This window comes from Massilia sp. LC238 (assembly GCF_000735635.1).
GTDB lineage: Bacteria > Pseudomonadota > Gammaproteobacteria > Burkholderiales > Burkholderiaceae_D > Telluria > Telluria varians.
In genome coordinates, this window is the sequence record NZ_JNNN01000078.1 from 140,373 (window position 1) to 156,983 (window position 16,611).

Consider the following 16,611-nt stretch of genomic DNA (forward strand, 5'->3'; position numbering starts at 1 on the left):
TATCACCGCGTGGGCGGCAAAGCCGCCCACCCTACGAACATCAGTTCCAGGCAGACGGCGAGAACAGATAGCCTTCGCCCCACACCGTCTTGATCTTTTCCGAATCGGTATCCGCGAACTTGCGGCGCAGCTTGGAGATGCAGTTGTCGATGCTGCGATCCAGCCCGTCGAATTCGATCCCGCGCATCTTCTTGAGCAGGGCGTCGCGCGAGAGCACGCGGCCGGCGGCTTCGGCCAGCACCAGCAGCAGCTTGTATTCCGTATTCGACAGCACGCAGGGCTCGCCGCGCCAGACCACGCTGCGGTCGGTCGTGACGATGCGCAGCGCGCCGAACTGCAGCACGCGCGCATCCGCGCCGCCCTTGGCCTGGGCCGTGCGCCGCATCAGGGCGCGCAGGCGCGCCAGCAGTACGCGCGGCTGCACCGGCTTGTTGACGAAATCGTCGGCGCCCTGTTCCAGGCCCGAGACTTCGTCGTAGGAGTCCTCGCGCGCGGTCAGGATCAGGATCGGCACTTCAGACAGTTCGCGGATCTGGCGGCACACCACCATGCCGTCCAGGCCCGGCAGCATCAGGTCGAGCACGACGACGTCGGGCGAGAGCGTCTTGAAACGCTCCAGCGCCTGGTCGCCGCGCGTGACCAGGTCGACCGCGAATTCATAGCCGGACAGGTATTCGGTGACGAGCTCCGCCAGGCGTGCGTCGTCTTCCACCAACATCACTCGGTACATGCTTGTTTCTCCTTGGTCCGAGATTGTATAGAACTAGTTGCCCGACAGCACAGCCCCTACAAAGGGGGGACATTTGCTTACAGTTCGGTGACAATGATGCGCCCGGTCCACCATCGTGTAAAGTTGAGGAGCAACAACACCAACAACCCATGCATCGGAGACCACCGGATGAGACTTGACCGCCGCCCGCTCGGGCTGACCCTGATCGCTACCTTGCTTCTGGCCGCCGGCACAGCCGCGGCCCAGGAGACCGCCGTCGCACCCCCGGCCCAGGAGACCGCCGTCGCACCCCCGGCTGCGATGGTGCTGGAAAACGTCCCGCCCGTACGCGCCGGCCTGGCCAGCCAGGTGGCGAAGTACAACGACTTCAAGCCGACCTCCTACGCATCCTGGCACCCGACCAGGCTCGAGATGATCGTCTCGCGCCGCCACAACAACACGCCGCAGCTGTTCCGTGTGGCCAAGCCCGGCGCCCCGCTCGAGTTGATGACCGATTACGCCGAGCCGGTGCGGTCGGCCCAGTACGAGCCGCGCCACGGCAAGTTCTACGTATTCGGCCGCGATACCGGCGGTAACGAGGTGTTCCGCGCCTACCGCCGCGAGGTCGGGAAAACGGACGCGATTCCCGTCACGCCCGACAACCGCCGGGTGCAGGACACTGCCTGGGCCAGGAAGAGCGGCCGGCTGCTGTACGTGACGGTGCCGGTGGGCCGCCAGGGCTCGAACGACCAGGTCAACTCCACCGTCAGCATCGTCAACCCGACGCAGCCGGAACAGGCGCGCGTGCTGGCCGAACTGCCGGGCGGCGGCTGGGGCTCCTTCGAGTTCTCGCACGACGACAAGCAGCTGGTGTACAGCGAGTACGTGTCGGCCAACGAGTCCTACCTGTGGCTGATGGACGTCGCCAGCGGCAAGAGCCGCCGCCTGACCGAAAAGGGCGCCGAGAAGGTCGCCTACGGCAATGCCACATTCTCGCGCGACGGCAAGGGCATCTACACGACCAGCGACCGCGGCTCGGAATTCCAGCGCCTGGTCTACATCGACATTGCCAGCGGCAAGGAGACCGTGCTGACGCCCGACATCAACTGGGACATCGACAGCTTCGACCTGACCGACGACGGCAAGCTGCTCGCCTTCGTGGCGAATGAAGACGGCAGCAGCGTGCTGCGCATGATGTCTACCCGTGACCGCAAGCTGGTGGCGCAGCCGAAGCTGCCGATGGGCGTCATCGGCCGCATCGAGTGGCACAACAACAGCCGCAACCTGGCGCTGTCGCTGTCCTCGGCGCGCAGCCCGTCGGAGGTCTACAGCATCGACGCCAGGACTGCCGCGGTGACGCGCTGGACCCGGCACGAGAAGATGGACGTCGACATGAACAAGTTCGTCGAACCCTCGCTGGTGCGCTGGAAGTCCTTCGACGGCCGCGAGATCTCGGGCTTCGTCTACCGGCCGGACGCCGCCAGATTCCCCGGCAAGCGCCCGGTGGTGATCAACATCCACGGCGGTCCGGAAGGGCAGTCGACGCCGGGCTTTTTGGGCCGCAACAACTACTACACCGACGAGATGGGCCTGACGGTGATCTACCCGAACGTGCGCGGCTCGACCGGCTACGGCAAGAGCTTCCTGAAGCTGGACAACGGCAAGCTGCGTGAAGATTCGGTGAAGGACATCGGCGCGCTGCTCGACTGGATCGCGACCCAGCCCGACATGGACGCCTCGCGCGTGGCGGTGGTGGGCGGCTCCTACGGCGGCTACATGACCCTGGCGGTGTCGACCATGTACCCGGAGCGCATTGCCGCGGCGATCGACATCGTCGGCATCTCGAACTTCGTCACCTTCCTCGAGCGCACCGAAAGCTACCGTCGCGACCTGCGCCGCGTCGAGTACGGCGACGAGCGCGATCCGGAAATGCGCAAGTGGATGGAAGCGACGGCGCCGGCCAACAATGCGTCGAAAATCAAGAAGCCGTTGTTCGTGGTGCAGGGCAAGAACGACCCGCGCGTGCCATGGCAGGAGGCCGACCAGATCGTCGCCACGGTGAAGAAGAACGGCACGCCGGTGTGGTACATGACGGCGAACGACGAGGGACATGGCTTCGGCAAGAAGGCGAATGCCGATTACCTGTTCTATTCGACGATCGACTTCTTCAATACATACCTGCTCAAGTAGGCGATGACGTGGCCGGCCCCGCCGGCCACGTCATCCATTTACGCGGTCGCGAGATATTCCGCGATCGCTTTCCCGACCTCGGTCGTGTTCGCCGCCCCGCCCATGTCCGGCGTGCGCGGCCCGTTCACCAGGCAATGCTCCATCGCCCGCACCAGCGCATCGTGCGCCTCGGTATAGCCCAGGAAGTCCAGCATCATCGCCCCCGACCAGATCATGGCGATCGGGTTCGCGATGTTCTTGCCGTAGATGTCCGGCGCCGAACCGTGCACCGGCTCGAACAGCGAGGGGAAGCTCCGCTCGGGATTGAGGTTGGCCGAAGGGGCGATGCCGATCGTGCCGGTGCAGGCCGGCCCCAGGTCCGACAGGATGTCGCCGAACAGGTTCGAGGCCACCACCACGTCGAAGCGCTCGGGCGACAGCACGAAGCGCGCCGCCAGGATATCGACGTGGTACTTGTCCCAGCGGACGTCCGGGTAGGCCGCTCCAACAGCCGCCACGCGCTCGTCCCAGTAGGGCATCGAGATCGCGATGCCGTTCGACTTGGTGGCGGCGGTCAGGTGCTTCTTCGGACGGCGCTGCGCCAGGTCGAAGGCGTACTTGAGGATGCGGTCGGTGCCCTTGCGGGTGAAGATGGCTTCCTGCAGCACCAGCTCGCGCTCGGTGCCTTCGAACATGCGCCCGCCCACCGCCGAGTATTCGCCTTCGGTGTTTTCCCTCACCACGTAGAAGTCGATGTCGCCCGGCTTCTTGTTGGCGAGCGGGCAGGGCACGCCCGGCATCAGGCGCACCGGGCGCAGGTTGACGTACTGGTCGAATTCGCGCCGGAACTTCAGCAGTGAACCCCACAGCGAGATGTGGTCGGGCACCGTGTCCGGCCAGCCGACCGCGCCGAAGAAGATCGCGTCGACGCCATCCAGCTGCTGCTTCCAGTCGTCCGGCATCATCTTGCCGTGCTGGAGGTAGTAGTCGCAGCTGGCCCATTCGAAGCTGACGAACTCCAGCGGGATGTTGAACCGCTGCGCCGCCGCCTCGACGGCGCGCAGGCCCTCTGGCATGACTTCCTTGCCGATGCCGTCGCCGGCAATCACGGCGATCCTGTGCTTCTTCATTGCGCGCTCCTGTGCTGTTTGCATGTCGGTCGTCAGCTTAGCAAGAAAACGCTGCGTTTATAATCCCCGTTAGTGTGGCCTTATAGAACACGAATCGTGAATAATCAAATCGAGAACGGCGGCATGCGCGCAGGCGACCTGCGGGTGTTCGTCGAGGTGGTGCGCAGGGGCAGCTTCAGCGGCGCGGCGGAAAGCCTGGGCATGTCCGCGGCCTTCGTCAGCAAGCGCATCGGCGTGCTGGAGGCGCAGCTCGGGGTGCGGCTGTTCGAGCGCTCCACGCGGCGCGTGCTCATCACGGAAGAGGGCGAGCAGGTCTATGCCAGGGCCCAGCTGATCCTGGAACAGCTCGACGACATGCTCGACGACGTCTCCGAGCGGCGCCAGGAGCCGGCCGGGCGGCTGCGCATCTGCAGCAGCTTCGGTTTCGGGCGCAACGTGGTGGCGCCGGTGATTGCCAGGCTGGCCGCCAGCCACCCGAAGCTGCAGATCCGCCTCGAGGTGTTCGACCGCCTGGTCGATCCGGTGGCCGAAGGCTTCGACCTGGACGTGCGCATCGGCGACGACCTGCCGCCGCAGCTGGTGGCGCGCAAGCTGATGGACAACCACCGCATCCTGTGCGCCGCACCAGGCTATATCGCGCGGCACGGCATGCCGAAGTCGCTGAAGGAACTCGCCAGCCACCAGTGCCTGGCGATCAAGGAACGCGACCACCCGTTCGGCACCTGGCGCCTGCACGGCAAGGGCGGCGAGGAGACGGTGCGGGTGTCCGGCGCACTGTCGACCAACCACGGCGAGATCGCGCTGCGCTGGGCGGTGGAAGGCGCCGGCATCGTGCTGCGCTCGCTGTGGGATGCGCGGGTCTACCTGGAAAGCGGCGCGCTGGTGCAGGTGCTGCCGGACTACACCCAGCCGGCCAGCGTGTGGGCCGTCTATCCACAGCGCCTGAGCGGATCGGGCAGGGTGCGCGTCTGCGTGGACTTCCTGCGCCGGCACCTGGGGCAGCCGGGCGCCGGGCTTGGCGCGGGCGACGCGCTTCGCTAAGATGCCTGTCTCAAGCTTGTCAACTCATCCAGGACATATTGTGTGGCTACCCGGTGACCCGATACCTGAATTCGTGGCCAGCACGGCGCAGAATCCGCGCTATACCTTCTACACGACCGGGGGCCGCTACGTCGTCCTGAGTTTCCTCGGCAGTGCCGGTATTGCTGCGGTGCGCGAGGTGGTCGGCTACGTCGAGCGGCGCCGCGTCCTGTTCGACGACGAGTAGCTGTGCTTCTTCGGTGTTTCGGTCGATCCGGGCGACGAGGCCTGCGAGCGGGTGCGCACGATCCTGCCCGGCATACGTTATTTCAGGGACTTCGACCGAAAACTCAGCAGCCGGTTCGGCGCGATCGGGGACGGGTACCGGCCCTTCACGCTGGTGCTCGATCCGATGCTGCGCGTGCTCGCCCATATCCCGCTCCTGTCCGCCGAGCAGCACAATGCCGCGCTCGAGGAGACGATCGGCCGCCTGCCGCCGGTCGCCCAGCATGCCGGCACCGAACTGCATGCCCCGGTGCTGATCCTGCCGCGGGTGTTCGAGGAAGACCTGTGCCGGGAGCTCATCGCGCTGTACGAGCGTCATAGCGGGGTCGAATCCGGCTTCATGCGCGAGGTGAACGGCAAGACGGTGGAGGTCAAGGAGCGCAGCTTCAAGCAGCGCAAGGATGTCGAGTTCGATTCGCGCCCGGAATTCGCGGCCCTGAGGCAGGCCATCCATGCCCGCCTGCAGCGCCGCCTGCTGCCGGAGGTGCGGCGCGCCTTCCAGTTCAACATCACCCGGATCGAACGCCACCTGGTGGCGCGCTACGATGCCAGCGAGGGCGGATTCTTCCGTCCCCACAAGGACAATACCAGGCTCGGCACCGCGCACCGCCGCTTCGCCTGCACGATCAACCTGAACGCCGGCGAGTACCAGGGCGGCGACCTGCGCTTTCCGGAATTCGGCCCGCGCTGCTACCGGGCGCCGACCTGCGGCGCCGTCGTCTTCTCCTGTTCCCTGCTGCACGAGGCGACGCCGGTGGTGGCAGGGACGCGCTATGCATTCCTGCCCTTCTTCTACGACGAGCAGGCCGCGCAGCAGCGCGAGCGCAACCGCCATTCCCTGACCGGGCAGGTGTTCGACCGGGCCAAGGGGCAGGACGAGAACAGCGTGTAGCCGCGTTCATGTCAGGGCAGGCAGCGTCCATGTCATCAAAACCGGGGTTCGCCGCATTCCGCTGAGCCGGCACGCCGGCCCGGCTAGCGTAGCCTTCCCGAACCTGAAGAAAGAGACAGCGCATGAAATCGACCCTGCTCGGCCTCGTGGCCAGCCTCGCCCTGGCCACCTCACCCGCACACGCCATCGACGCCACCGGCCACTGGAAAGGCCGCATCGCCGATTCCCTGAACCTGCACCTGGAATTCGCCCGGGCGGCCGACGGCAAGTGGGAAGGCAGGCTGGCGGTGCCCCAGCAGGGCTTCAAGACCAAGGTGGAGCAGCTGAGCGTCGGCGAGGAACAGCTCGGATTCAGGCTGCCGCTACTGAACGCCGGCTTCACCGCGCGCTGGAGCGAGCAGGACCAGGCCTGGATCGGCACCTGGAGCCAGAACGGCCAGGCCGTGCCGCTGCGCCTGAAGCGCACCGATGCCGCGGCGCTCAAGCCGAAACGTCCGCAGTTGGAGGCGATCGCCGCGCGCCAGCCGAGCTATGCCAGTGTCGAGGTCGGCTTCGCCAATCCGGCGGGCGGCCACAGCCTGGCTGGAACCCTGACCGTCCCCCAGGGCAAGGGGCCGTTTCCGGCGGTCGTGCTGGTGCATGGTTCCGGTCCCGTCGATCGCGACGAGACCATCCGCGAGCACAAGCCCTTCCTGGTGCTGGCCGACCACCTGAGCCGCCAGGGTATCGCGGTCCTGCGCTACGACAAGCGTGGCGTTGGCAAGTCGGGCGGCGTGTACAAGGACGCGACCACCCGGGACTTCGCCGGCGATGCCGAGGCCGCGGTCGCTTTCCTGCGCGGCCGTCCCGAGGTCGATGCGACACGGATCGGCATGGTCGGCCACTCGGAAGGCGGCATGATCGCGCCGATGGTGGCGGCGCGCGACCCGGGCCTGGCCTTCGTCGTGATGCTGGCCGGCCCCGGGGTGCGCGGCGAACTGCTGATGGTCGAACAGATCGCGCTTGGCACGAAAGCCGCGGGGATGCCGGAGGAAGCGGTGGCCAGGGAGCGTGAGCTGAACCGCGCGGTATTCGCGGCCATCGTGGCCGAGCCGCGCCCCGAGCTGGCCGGCGACAAGGCGCGCCGGATGATGAAGGAGGCCGAACGCAAGGGAATCCTGCCGGCCGGGACGGCCGCGGCGCGCGCCAGGGAATTCACCTCGCCCTGGTTCCATGCCTTCCTGCGGCACGAACCCGGGCCGGTCCTGCAGTCCGTGCGCCAGCCCATCCTGGTGCTGAACGGCGAGCGCGACCTGCAGGTGCCGGCGGCGATGAACCTGACGGCGATCCGCAGCGCGCTCAAGAGCAATTCGCGCGCCGTGGTGAAGGAACTGCCGGCGCTGAACCACCTGTTCCAGACCGCGCGCACCGGGGCCGGAACCGAATATGCCGACATCGAGGAAAGCGTCGCGCCGCTCGCGCTCGATACCGTCAGCGACTGGATCCTGGCAACGGTCAAGTAGCCGCGCGACAGCTTAAAATAGCCATATGGAAAAAATTGCGCCAGCCGACCACGAGTCGCCGCTTCCGTCCAGCCTGGCCACCCGGCTGGGAGGCTGGTCGCACCGTGCCCAGCAGTATCCGGTGTTCGGCAAGACCTGGTACGGCTATCGCATGCGCTCCTTCCGCGCCCCGATGATCCTGTTCGCGCTGGTCCTGGCCTTGCTGGCCGCGCTGGTTCCCACACCGCCGCCGGAAGTCGACCAGCTGGCCTTCTGGTTCACCTTTCCGGCGATCTGGCTGGTGGTGGCCACCGCCCTGGCGCTGGGGCGCGGCCTGGCGGTGCTGGTGCGCGCGCGCGGCTGGCGTCCGCGGCGCGAAGCGGCCGGCATCGTGTGCGCATTGCTGCTGGGCGTGCTGCTGGCCTGGTCGCTGACACCTTTCGTGAGGACCGGCGGCCAGCCGACGCAAGGGCAGGCGTCCGCCGAACTGCAGGCCGAACAGGCGCGCGACAACCGCCTGGTCAACCTGGTGATCTGGTTTCCGGTGCTGGTCTGGCTGGCCGGCCCCTTCGACCTGGCCGCCTACTTCCGCCAGCGCAGGCTGCTGCGCGAGGCCGCCCTGCAGGCGCAGGCGGAGCGTTACAAGCACCAGCGCAACGAAGTCGAGGTGAAGCTGGCGGTGCTGGCCAGCCAGGTCGAGCCGCACTTCCTGTTCAATACGCTGTCGGGCGTGCGCGCCGCCATGCTGTCCGATCCTGACCGCGGCATCGTCATGATCGACCACCTGATCGACTACCTGCGCTCGACCATCCCGCAACTGCGCGCCGACCGCGCCAGCACCTTCGTCACCCTCGGCTCGCAATGCGATTCGGTGCGGGCCTACCTGGGCGTGATCGCGGCGCGCATGCCGCGCCTGCGCACCGAGGTCAGCTGCGCGCCGGAGCTGCGCGCCGCCCTGATTCCGCCCCTGATGCTGATCTCGCTGGTGGAGAACGCGGTCAAGCATGGCATCGAGCCCAGGAAAGGGCCGGCGCAGATCCAGGTGACGGCCGCCTCCCGCGAGGCGGATGGCCTCAGGATGCTGGAGCTGAGCGTGATCGACGACGGCATCGGCTTCTCCGCATCGAGCGGCAGCGGCATTGGCCTGGCGAATATCCGCGAGCGCCTGAAGCACCTGTACGGCGGCGCCGCCGCGCTCGAACTGCGCACCGGCGAGGAATGTGGCGTGGTGGCCAGCATCGTGCTGCCGCTGGTCGAGACCATGGAGGAAGATTGAGAATGCCGACCGCGATCATTGCCGACGACGAGGACCTGCAGCGCGCCGAGCTGCAACGCCTGCTCCTGCTTGCCTGGCCGGAGCTCGAGATCATCGCCTCGGTGGAAGACGGCAGCGAAGCGCTGGCCGCGATCGCCGAGCTGGAACCAAGCGTGGCCTTCCTCGACATCCGCATGCCCGGCATCAGCGGGCTCGAGGTCGCGCGCGCCAGCGCGGGCAACGCCTGCGTCGTCTTCACGACCGCCTACGACAGCCATGCGATCGACGCCTTCGACCTCGGCGCCGTCGACTACCTGCTCAAGCCGGTCAACGGGGCCAGGCTGGAACAGGCCTTGCAACGCGTGCGGACCCAGCTCGCGGCGGGCAAGGGCGATGCCGAGCGCGCCAGGAGCTGGATGGAACTCGACCAGCGCCTGCGTCCGAACGCCGCCCAGGAGCGGATCCGCTGGATCAGCTGCACGGCGGGCAACGTCATCAAGCTGTTCCCGATCGACGAGATCCTGTTCTTCGAATCGGACACGCGCTACACGCGGGTGGTCACCGCCCTGGATGAAGGCTTGATCCGGATGCCGATCAAGGAGCTGGCGGCAGGCCTGGACCCCGACCAGTTCTGGCAGATCCGGCGCGGCACCCTGGTGTGCGCCCGCGCCATCGCGCGCATCCGCCGGGACGAGCTGGGCAGCTTCATCGTCGAGCTGCGCGAGCATCCGGCGCAGCTGAAGGTCGGCCAGACCTATGCCTGGCGCTTCCGCAACGAAGTGCTGCTCCGCTGAGCTTTCAGTCCAGCCAGGGATGGGCCGCCAGCCAGCGCCCAAGCTCGTTGTCATTGGCGCATTGGAGCTTGTTGAAGATGTTGGCGCGGTGCGTCTCCACCGAGCGATGGCTGCAGGGCGGCACCAGCATGCGTGCGATCTCCTTGTTGGGCTGGCCCAGCCCGACCAGCCGCGCCACCTCGCGCTCGCGCGGCGTTAGCTCGGCCCACATGCGCAGCGCCTGGGCGCGGGAACGGGCCAGGGCGGTGGCGGCGGGCAGCTTGTCGAGCAGCCGCTGGGTGTCCGGCTTTTCCACCCAGTCGTAGGCGCCGCGCCGCACCGCTTCCAGGGCGGTCGGGATGTCGCCGTGCGCCGACAGGAACAGGGTCACCAGCGGGCTGTGCGCGCCCAAGAGGCGCTCGAAGACTTCCAGGCCGCTCATGCCGCCCATGCGCAGGTCGAGGATCACGCAGCCCGGCTGGCGCAGGTCGACGGTGTCGAGGAAGGCCTCGCCGGAGTCGAAGGCCTGCACCGCCATTCCCTGCGAGAACAGCAGCAGGAGCAGGGAGCGGCGCAGGGCTTCGTCGTCGTCGACGACGTACAGGGTCAGTGGCGCTTCTTTCATGACTCTTTCATGGCTCTTTCATGGAACGATGGGCAGCGTGAACGAGAAGGTGGCGCCGCCGCCCGGCCGGTTGTCGACGCCGATGGCGCCGCCGTGGGCCTCGACGATGCTGCGGCAGATGTTCAGGCCCAGCCCGAGGCCATCGGGCTTGGTTGTGAAGAAGGGAGAGAACACCTGGTCGAGCTGCCCGGCCGGAATCCCCGGTCCCTGGTCGGCCACGCCGATGCGCAGCCCTCCCTCGCTGTGGCGGCAGGCCAGTTCGATCGTGCGGCGGTGACGCGGCTGGTCCTGCATGGCCTGCAGCGCATTATGGACCAGGTTGACGAGGACCTGCTCGAGCAGGACCCGGTCGCCGCGCACCCGGGCGCCGGCGTCCTCGATCAGCAGGCGCAGGGTGGCGCCCTGGGCTTTCAGCTCGGGCTCGAGCAGGGCTCGCGCATGGGTGAGCACGTCCACCATCGCCAGGATTTCGTACTGGCCCCGTTGCGGGTTGATGAAGGCGCGCACCCGCTTGACGATTTCGCTGGCGCGCTGCGACTGGCCGACGATCTCGTCGAGCGCACCCGGCAGCAGATCGGACGGTCCCTGCGCGGCCAGCGCGCGCGCCGCCATGGCGAAATTGGACAGGGCCATCAGCGGCTGGTTGAGTTCGTGCGCCAGCGTCGAGGCCATCTCGCCGACGCTGGCCAGGCGCGCGCTGCGCTGCAGGCGCAGTTCCTGGTCGCGCTGGCGGGCTTCGGCCTGCTTCTGCGCGGTGATGTCCACCACGGAGCTCATCCAGCCCCGGTGCACGCCCTGGGCGTCGACCAGCGGGGCGGCGTAGACCATCGTGATGACGTCGTGCCCGTCCTTGTGGCGGATGCGCGATTCGAAGCCGTGCGGCGCGGCGCGGCCCTGCAGGGCCTCGTCGCTTTCGCGCGCCTGCTTTTCCAGGTCGTCCGGATGCCAGTAGGGGTAGGGCGGCCGGCAGCCGAGCAGTTCCTCGGCGCTGTAGCCGACCATGGCGCACAGCGCCGGGTTGACGTAGATGATCTTCCCGTCCGGGTCGCGGGCGCGCATGCCCACCAGCAGGGAATCTTCCATGGCCTTGCGGAAGGCGTGCGCTTCTTCCAGGTCGCGGGTGCGCTCGTCGACCCGGCGCTCCAGCTCCAGGCGCGCGGTGCGCTGTTCGACGAAGCGCCGCTCGCGCAGCCGCCAGTACAGGGTGCCAAGCAGCAGCAGCGCGACGGCCAGCGCCGTGAGCGCGAGCGCGGAGCGGCGTGCCTGCGCCACTTCCTTCATATCCGAGGTGACGGTGAGGGTCCAGCCCAATTCCGGCAGCGGAGTGTCGAGCGCGAGCAGGGTTCTTCGTTGTCCCTGCACCTGTGTGCGCAGGACGAAGCCGACGCCGTCGGGTCGCGCCTCGATCTTCCACGGCAAGACCTCGAAGCGCGTGCGCTTGCCGTACTGGCCGTGTTCGGCGATCCAGCGGGCGTCTTGCGCGGACACCGGCCGGATAGCCTGGTACAGCCATTCGGGCACGCCGCTCAGGAAGACGATGCCGCGGCTGTCCCTGAGCACGACCGGTTCGAGCCCACCCATCCAGGTGGCCTGCAGCGCCTCCAGGCTGATCTTGACCACGGCCACGCCGAGGATGGCGCCGTCCACGCGCACGGGTTCCGCGATGAACAGGCCGGACTGGCCGGTGGTGAGCCCGAGGCCATAGAACAATCCGCGGCGGCCCTGCACGGCGTCCTCGAAGTAGGCCCGCTGCCGGTAGTTCTGCCCGACGAAGCTCGAGGGCGTGTTCCAGTTGCTGGCCGCCAGCGTCAAGCCATCGCGGTCGACCAGGTAGAGCGCGGCGGCGCCGGTGGTCGCCTGCAGGTCGGCGAAGTAATCGTTGGCGCGCGCCCGCAGGGAGGCATCCTGCGGGAGGCGCAGCAAGTCCTGCACGCCCGGGTGGCGCGCCACGGCATGCGGCAGGAAGTCGTGCTTCTCGACCAGGCCGCGCAGGCCCAGCGCCTGCGCCGCGGCGGCCTGCTGCAGGGCCTGGGTCTTGGCCTGCAGTTCGCGCTGCTCGGCCCAGTGTCCCGCGGCCGCGATCAAGACCAGCGCTCCCACGGCGGCAAGGAGCCCGCGCCAGTAACGGGCGATGAACGGGCGGGCCATTCGGTTTCCTCAGGATCAGATCACGAGAAGATAGCAGTTGCGCCGGCGCTTTGGAATGCTTCTGCGTAGTTTTACGGAGGCGCTCGCGCCGACATCCCGGATGCGCGCCGTACGGCCGCGCGGGATAGTAAGGGCCTGGAAACGGGCGACGCGTCGATCTCCCGTGCATCACAGGAGACAACATGACTGCAGTCACAACGCGGCCGGCCGTCGAGGGCCGCGCCCAGGCCGGAGAACGGATTTCCGGCAAACGCTTGCGCGCCATCTTCGTCGGCTCGTCCGGCAACCTGGTCGAGTGGTTCGACTTCTACTGCTATTCGGCGTTCGCGCTGTACTTCGCGAGTTCCTTCTTTCCGGCCCAGGACCCGACCGCGCAGATGATGTCCACGGCCGGCATCTTCGCCCTCGGCTTTTTCGTGCGCCCGATCGGCGGCATCCTGTTTGGCCGCCTGGCCGACCGGCGCGGCCGCAGGACGGCCCTGATGGCCTCGGTCCTGCTGATGTGCTTCGGCTCGCTCCTGATCGCCTGCGCGCCGACCTACGCCACCGCCGGCATCCTGTCGCCCTGCATCCTGCTGCTGGCGCGCCTGCTGCAGGGCCTGAGCCTGGGCGGCGAATACGGCGCCAGCGCCACCTATCTGTCGGAAATGGCGGATTCCAAGCACCGCGGCTTCTATGCCAGCTTCCAGTACGTGACCCTGATCGGCGGCCAGCTGCTGGCACTGCTGCTCCTGCTGGTGCTGCAGCGCTACCTGCTCTCGGACGAGCAGCTGCGCGCCTGGGGCTGGCGGATTCCCTTCTTCATCGGCGCGACCCTGGCCGTGCTAGCCCTGACCATGCGCCACAACATGCCGGAGACCGACTCCTTCGAGGCGGCGCGCAAGAAGGCCAAGAAGATGGGCGGCCTGCAGCAGCTGATGCAGCACCCGCGCGAGGTCCTCCTGGTGATCGGCCTGACGATGGGCGGCACGCTGGCCTTCTACGTCTACACCACCTACATGCAGAAATTCCTGCGCCTGTCGGTGGGCCTCACCGACGCCCAGACCACGGCGGTCTCCGCGGCCTCGCTGCTGTTCGCCATGTGCCTGCAGCCGCTGTACGGCGCGCTGTCCGATCGCATCGGCCGCCGTCCGCTGCTGGTGGGCTTCGCGCTGCTGGGCACCCTGTTCACGGTGCCGCTGCTCACGGCCATCCGCAACGCGTCAGGCCCGTGGGAAGCCTTTGCCCTGATCGCCTGCGCCTGGATCATCGTGTCCGGCTACACCTCGATCAACGCGCTGGTGAAGGCCGAGCTGTTCCCGGCCACCATCCGCGCCACCGGCGTCGGCGTGCCGTACGCCTTCGCGGTATCGGTGTTCGGCGGGACGGCCGAGTACCTGGCGCTGTGGTTCAAGTCGATCAACCTGGAGAGCGGGTTCTACTGGTATGCGACGGGCGTGATCGCCTGCACCCTGGTGGTGTGCTGGTTCATGCGCGATACCGCGGCGAATTCGCGGATCGATGCGGAGGCGCGGGGCTAAGCCTATCGCTTCTGCCCGTCCTGAAAAGCAAACGGCCCGCGAAAGCGGGCCGTTTGCATTCACGAACGAGAAGGGCTTAGGCCGCGTTCTGGTTCACGAAGTCCCAGTTCACGACATTCCAGAACGCGTCCAGGAACTTGGCGCGCGCATTGCGGTAGTCGATGTAGTATGCGTGCTCCCAGACGTCGGCGGTCAGCAGCGGCTTGTCCGAGGTGGTCAGCGGGGTGCCGGCGTTCGAGGTGTTGACGATGTCGACGCTGCCGTCGGCCTTTTGCACCAGCCAGGTCCAGCCCGAACCGAAGTTGCCCAGTGCCGACTTGTTGAACTCTTCCTTGAACTTGTCGAACGAGCCCCACTTGGCGTTGATCGCGTCAGCGACCTTGCCGGTCGGTGCGCCGCCGCCGTTCGGGGTCATGCAGTTCCAGAAGAAGGTGTGGTTCCACACCTGGGCCGAGTTGTTGAACACACCACCGGTCGACTTCTGGATGATCTCTTCCAGGGACATGTTTTCGTACTCGGTCCCCTTGATCATGTTGTTCAGGTTGGTGACATAGGTCTGGTGGTGCTTGCCGTGGTGGTATTCCAGGGTCTCGGCCGAGATGTGCGGCTGCAGGGCATCCTTAGCGTACGGCAGTGGCGGCAGGGTATGTTCCATGTTCAATTCCTTGTGCGTTGGTTGGACGGGTTTTGTTCCAAAACCGCCCTATTCTAAACCGGATAGCGCGATGTTGCATGCTTGGCTAGTCATTCGGATCACCGGGCGCGGCCTGCACGCTGGACACGACGATGTCGGCCGTGCCGCCGGCCAGCCGCAGGCTCAGCTTGTTGCGTGCCTTGACCTGCGCCGGGTCGCGCAGCACCTCGCCCTTGACGTTGCGGACGATGGCATAGCCGCGCTCGAGCGTGCGTTGCGGGTTCAGCAATTCCAGTTGCGCCGCCAGGGCCTCGAGGGCGTCGCGCCGCCGTTTGACGGCGTTGCACAGGCTGGTGTTCAGGTGGCGCCCGTCCGCCAGCAATTGCGCGCGCATGGCGCGCATGTCGGGACGGTGGCGCATCCAGCGCTGCTGCAGCTGGGCCAGCACCAGGTTCTGGCGGTTCACCGGAGTGCGCACCGCATGGGTCAGGGCGGCCGCCATCGACAGCAGCTTCACCCGCTGGTGGCGGATCTGGGCCGAGGGGCTGAGCAGGCGCCGGCTATAGCCGTCCAGGCCCTGGCTGGCTTCCGACAACGTGCGGCGCATGGCGCGGCGCAGGTCCTGGGCGTCGCCCGACAGGGAGGCCAGCCAGTCGGCGCGCGGCGTGACCGCCAGTTCGGCGGCGGCGGTCGGGGTGGCGGCGCGCACGTCGGCGGCGAAGTCGGCGATGGTGACGTCGGTCTCGTGGCCCACGCCGGAGATCACCGGAACCTGGCAGGCGTCGATGGCGCGCGCCACGCATTCCTCGTTGAAGCTCCACAGGTCTTCGATCGAGCCGCCGCCGCGGCACACCAGCAGCACGTCGGCTTCCTGGCGCCGGGACGCGGTCATGATGGCTTCGGCGATCTTGTCGGCAGCGAACTGGCCCTGCACCGGGGCCGGATAGAGGATCACGCGCACGTGCGGCGCGCGGCGGCGCAGGGCGGTGAGCACGTCGCGCAGGGCTGCGGCCTGGGGGCTGGTGACGATGCCGATGGTGCGCGGGAACAGCGGCAGCGCTCGCTTGCGCTCTGCATCGAACAGGCCCTGGGCCTGGAGCTTTTCCTTGAGCCGCAGGAAGGCTTCGTAGAGCTGGCCCACGCCGGCGCGGCGGATGGTCTCGACATTGATCTGGTAGTCGCCGCGTGCGCCGTACAGGGTGACCAGGGCGCGCACCTCGACCTTGTCGCCTTCGCGCGGATTGAACCCGGCGTATTGCGCGCGGCTGCGGAACATCACGGCGCGTACCTGGGCGGCATCGTCCTTCAGCGTGAAATACCAGTGGCCGGAACTGGCGCGCGTGAAGTTCGAAATCTCGCCGCCGATCCAGACCAGTGGAAAACTCCGTTCGAGCAGGCGGGCGACCTGCTGGTTCAGGGTCGTCACGGTCAATACGGGTGGCGCGGTGTAGGCGGGATCGGCGTCGCTTTGATAGTCCATGGAGGCTGCTTGGCTGCTTTGGTAAAGCTGATGCTTATGTCATATCTTGAAGAAAACGACAAGGCTTGGCGGCAGTCGTGCGCGCCGGCGCAGGGTCTTGTCCGGCATGAAGCGTTGTTGCCAGTTTTCAATGCATTCTATTGAAAGTCTTTGAAATCAACGGCTTGCAGAGGGCTCTTCAGGTTTTAACGCGACTTTATCCACAAAATCTGTGGGCAACTCATCCATAAGACAGTAGCCTGCTCAAGAAAGGAGCGTGGGGCGCGCTTCCCTTATGCGTCAAGCACTTAGCGGCCCTATGCCTGGCTTGGACACATTGTTGTCCACAAAATATGTGCATATCGTAGCGTCGACGACCTGGCCCGAGGGCTGGGCAACAAGACCGACACGGCTGCCTAAAAATGACGCTAGGAAAGTTTATTGTTTCAGATCAAAGGCTTATGGTATCGAAGAGCGTCTTGCGCACAATTTTGTCCACAAAAAGTGTGCA

The 16,611-nt window shown here is 66.9% G+C and carries 14 protein-coding genes; 8 read left to right on the forward strand and 6 right to left on the reverse strand.

What is annotated here, in order from left to right; genetic code table 11:
- Positions 1-40 precede the first annotated feature (40 nt).
- On the reverse strand, positions 41-730 hold the full coding sequence (locus tag FG94_RS21940; protein WP_036216173.1) for a response regulator transcription factor: 690 nt from the start codon (positions 728-730) through the stop codon (positions 41-43).
- Positions 731-898: 168 nt separating this feature from the next.
- Here FG94_RS21940 and FG94_RS21945 point away from each other — a divergent pair, with 168 nt between their 5' ends.
- Entirely contained in the window at positions 899-2,899 is a 2,001-nt protein-coding gene (locus FG94_RS21945; protein ID WP_036216175.1) for a S9 family peptidase, read from the forward strand.
- A 38-nt stretch (positions 2,900-2,937) separates the two neighbouring features.
- Here the strand turns inward: FG94_RS21945 and FG94_RS21950 are convergent, their stop codons facing one another.
- Entirely contained in the window at positions 2,938-4,008 is a 1,071-nt protein-coding gene (locus FG94_RS21950) for a tartrate dehydrogenase (protein WP_036216178.1), read from the reverse strand.
- Between the two features lie 123 nt (positions 4,009-4,131).
- Here FG94_RS21950 and FG94_RS21955 point away from each other — a divergent pair, with 123 nt between their 5' ends.
- From FG94_RS21955 to FG94_RS21975, 6 genes are all read left to right on the forward strand, one after another.
- Positions 4,132-5,049 (forward strand): LysR substrate-binding domain-containing protein, encoded by a 918-nt coding sequence (locus FG94_RS21955; protein WP_051996995.1) that lies wholly within the window; start codon positions 4,132-4,134, stop codon positions 5,047-5,049.
- 40 nt (positions 5,050-5,089) lie between these two features.
- Positions 5,090-5,275 carry a hypothetical protein gene (locus FG94_RS27985; protein ID WP_200880014.1) on the forward strand — a complete coding sequence of 62 codons (186 nt, stop codon included), beginning with the start codon at positions 5,090-5,092 and terminating at the stop codon, positions 5,273-5,275.
- Between the two features lie 51 nt (positions 5,276-5,326).
- Positions 5,327-6,205 (forward strand): 2OG-Fe(II) oxygenase, encoded by an 879-nt coding sequence (locus FG94_RS21960; protein ID WP_200880015.1) that lies wholly within the window; start codon positions 5,327-5,329, stop codon positions 6,203-6,205.
- A gap of 122 nt (positions 6,206-6,327) precedes the next feature.
- Positions 6,328-7,707, forward strand: coding sequence for a S9 family peptidase (locus FG94_RS21965; RefSeq protein ID WP_036216181.1), 1,380 nt, complete (start codon positions 6,328-6,330; stop codon positions 7,705-7,707).
- A gap of 25 nt (positions 7,708-7,732) precedes the next feature.
- Positions 7,733-8,962 carry a sensor histidine kinase gene (locus tag FG94_RS21970; protein ID WP_036216183.1) on the forward strand — a complete coding sequence of 410 codons (1,230 nt, stop codon included), beginning with the start codon at positions 7,733-7,735 and terminating at the stop codon, positions 8,960-8,962.
- Between the two features lie 2 nt (positions 8,963-8,964).
- Positions 8,965-9,735 (forward strand): LytTR family DNA-binding domain-containing protein, encoded by a 771-nt coding sequence (locus FG94_RS21975; RefSeq protein WP_036216185.1) that lies wholly within the window; start codon positions 8,965-8,967, stop codon positions 9,733-9,735.
- Positions 9,736-9,739: 4 nt separating this feature from the next.
- On the opposite strand, the gene FG94_RS21980 is transcribed toward FG94_RS21975, so the two are convergent.
- Together FG94_RS21980 and FG94_RS21985 are read right to left on the reverse strand one after the other, a co-directional pair.
- The gene (locus FG94_RS21980; RefSeq protein WP_036216187.1) at positions 9,740-10,339 is read right to left on the reverse strand and encodes a response regulator transcription factor; all 600 of its coding nucleotides are present in this window, start codon (positions 10,337-10,339) and stop codon (positions 9,740-9,742) included.
- Between the two features lie 18 nt (positions 10,340-10,357).
- Entirely contained in the window at positions 10,358-12,487 is a 2,130-nt protein-coding gene (locus FG94_RS21985) for an ATP-binding protein (RefSeq protein WP_036216189.1), read from the reverse strand.
- A gap of 182 nt (positions 12,488-12,669) precedes the next feature.
- On the opposite strand from FG94_RS21985, the gene FG94_RS21990 reads away from it, so the two are divergent.
- Complete coding sequence (locus FG94_RS21990; protein WP_036216191.1) at positions 12,670-14,007, forward strand: MFS transporter; 1,338 nt, start codon at positions 12,670-12,672, stop codon at positions 14,005-14,007.
- A 76-nt stretch (positions 14,008-14,083) separates the two neighbouring features.
- On the opposite strand, the gene FG94_RS21995 is transcribed toward FG94_RS21990, so the two are convergent.
- The gene (locus FG94_RS21995) at positions 14,084-14,662 is read right to left on the reverse strand and encodes a superoxide dismutase (RefSeq protein WP_027864788.1); all 579 of its coding nucleotides are present in this window, start codon (positions 14,660-14,662) and stop codon (positions 14,084-14,086) included.
- 85 nt (positions 14,663-14,747) lie between these two features.
- Positions 14,748-16,121 (reverse strand): exodeoxyribonuclease VII large subunit, encoded by a 1,374-nt coding sequence (gene xseA, locus FG94_RS22000; protein WP_036216193.1) that lies wholly within the window; start codon positions 16,119-16,121, stop codon positions 14,748-14,750.
- Positions 16,122-16,611: the final 490 nt, after the last annotated feature.

Excerpts from the sequence above, each read along its gene's own strand:
- FG94_RS21955 (WP_051996995.1), top strand. The coding sequence starts at position 4,132 with ATGCGCGCAGGCGACCTGCGGGTGTTCGTCGAGGTGGTGCGCAGGGGC.
- FG94_RS21975 (WP_036216185.1), top strand. The coding sequence starts at position 8,965 with ATGCCGACCGCGATCATTGCCGACGACGAGGACCTGCAGCGCGCCGAG.
- FG94_RS21945 (WP_036216175.1), top strand. The coding sequence starts at position 899 with ATGAGACTTGACCGCCGCCCGCTCGGGCTGACCCTGATCGCTACCTTG.
- FG94_RS21940 (WP_036216173.1), bottom strand. The coding sequence starts at position 730 with ATGTACCGAGTGATGTTGGTGGAAGACGACGCACGCCTGGCGGAGCTC.
- FG94_RS21985 (WP_036216189.1), bottom strand. The coding sequence starts at position 12,487 with ATGGCCCGCCCGTTCATCGCCCGTTACTGGCGCGGGCTCCTTGCCGCC.
- FG94_RS21995 (WP_027864788.1), bottom strand. The coding sequence starts at position 14,662 with ATGGAACATACCCTGCCGCCACTGCCGTACGCTAAGGATGCCCTGCAG.
- FG94_RS21965 (WP_036216181.1), top strand. The coding sequence starts at position 6,328 with ATGAAATCGACCCTGCTCGGCCTCGTGGCCAGCCTCGCCCTGGCCACC.
- FG94_RS21980 (WP_036216187.1), bottom strand. The coding sequence starts at position 10,339 with ATGAAAGAAGCGCCACTGACCCTGTACGTCGTCGACGACGACGAAGCC.
- xseA (WP_036216193.1), bottom strand. The coding sequence starts at position 16,121 with ATGGACTATCAAAGCGACGCCGATCCCGCCTACACCGCGCCACCCGTA.
- FG94_RS21970 (WP_036216183.1), top strand. The coding sequence starts at position 7,733 with ATGGAAAAAATTGCGCCAGCCGACCACGAGTCGCCGCTTCCGTCCAGC.
- FG94_RS21950 (WP_036216178.1), bottom strand. The coding sequence starts at position 4,008 with ATGAAGAAGCACAGGATCGCCGTGATTGCCGGCGACGGCATCGGCAAG.
- FG94_RS21990 (WP_036216191.1), top strand. The coding sequence starts at position 12,670 with ATGACTGCAGTCACAACGCGGCCGGCCGTCGAGGGCCGCGCCCAGGCC.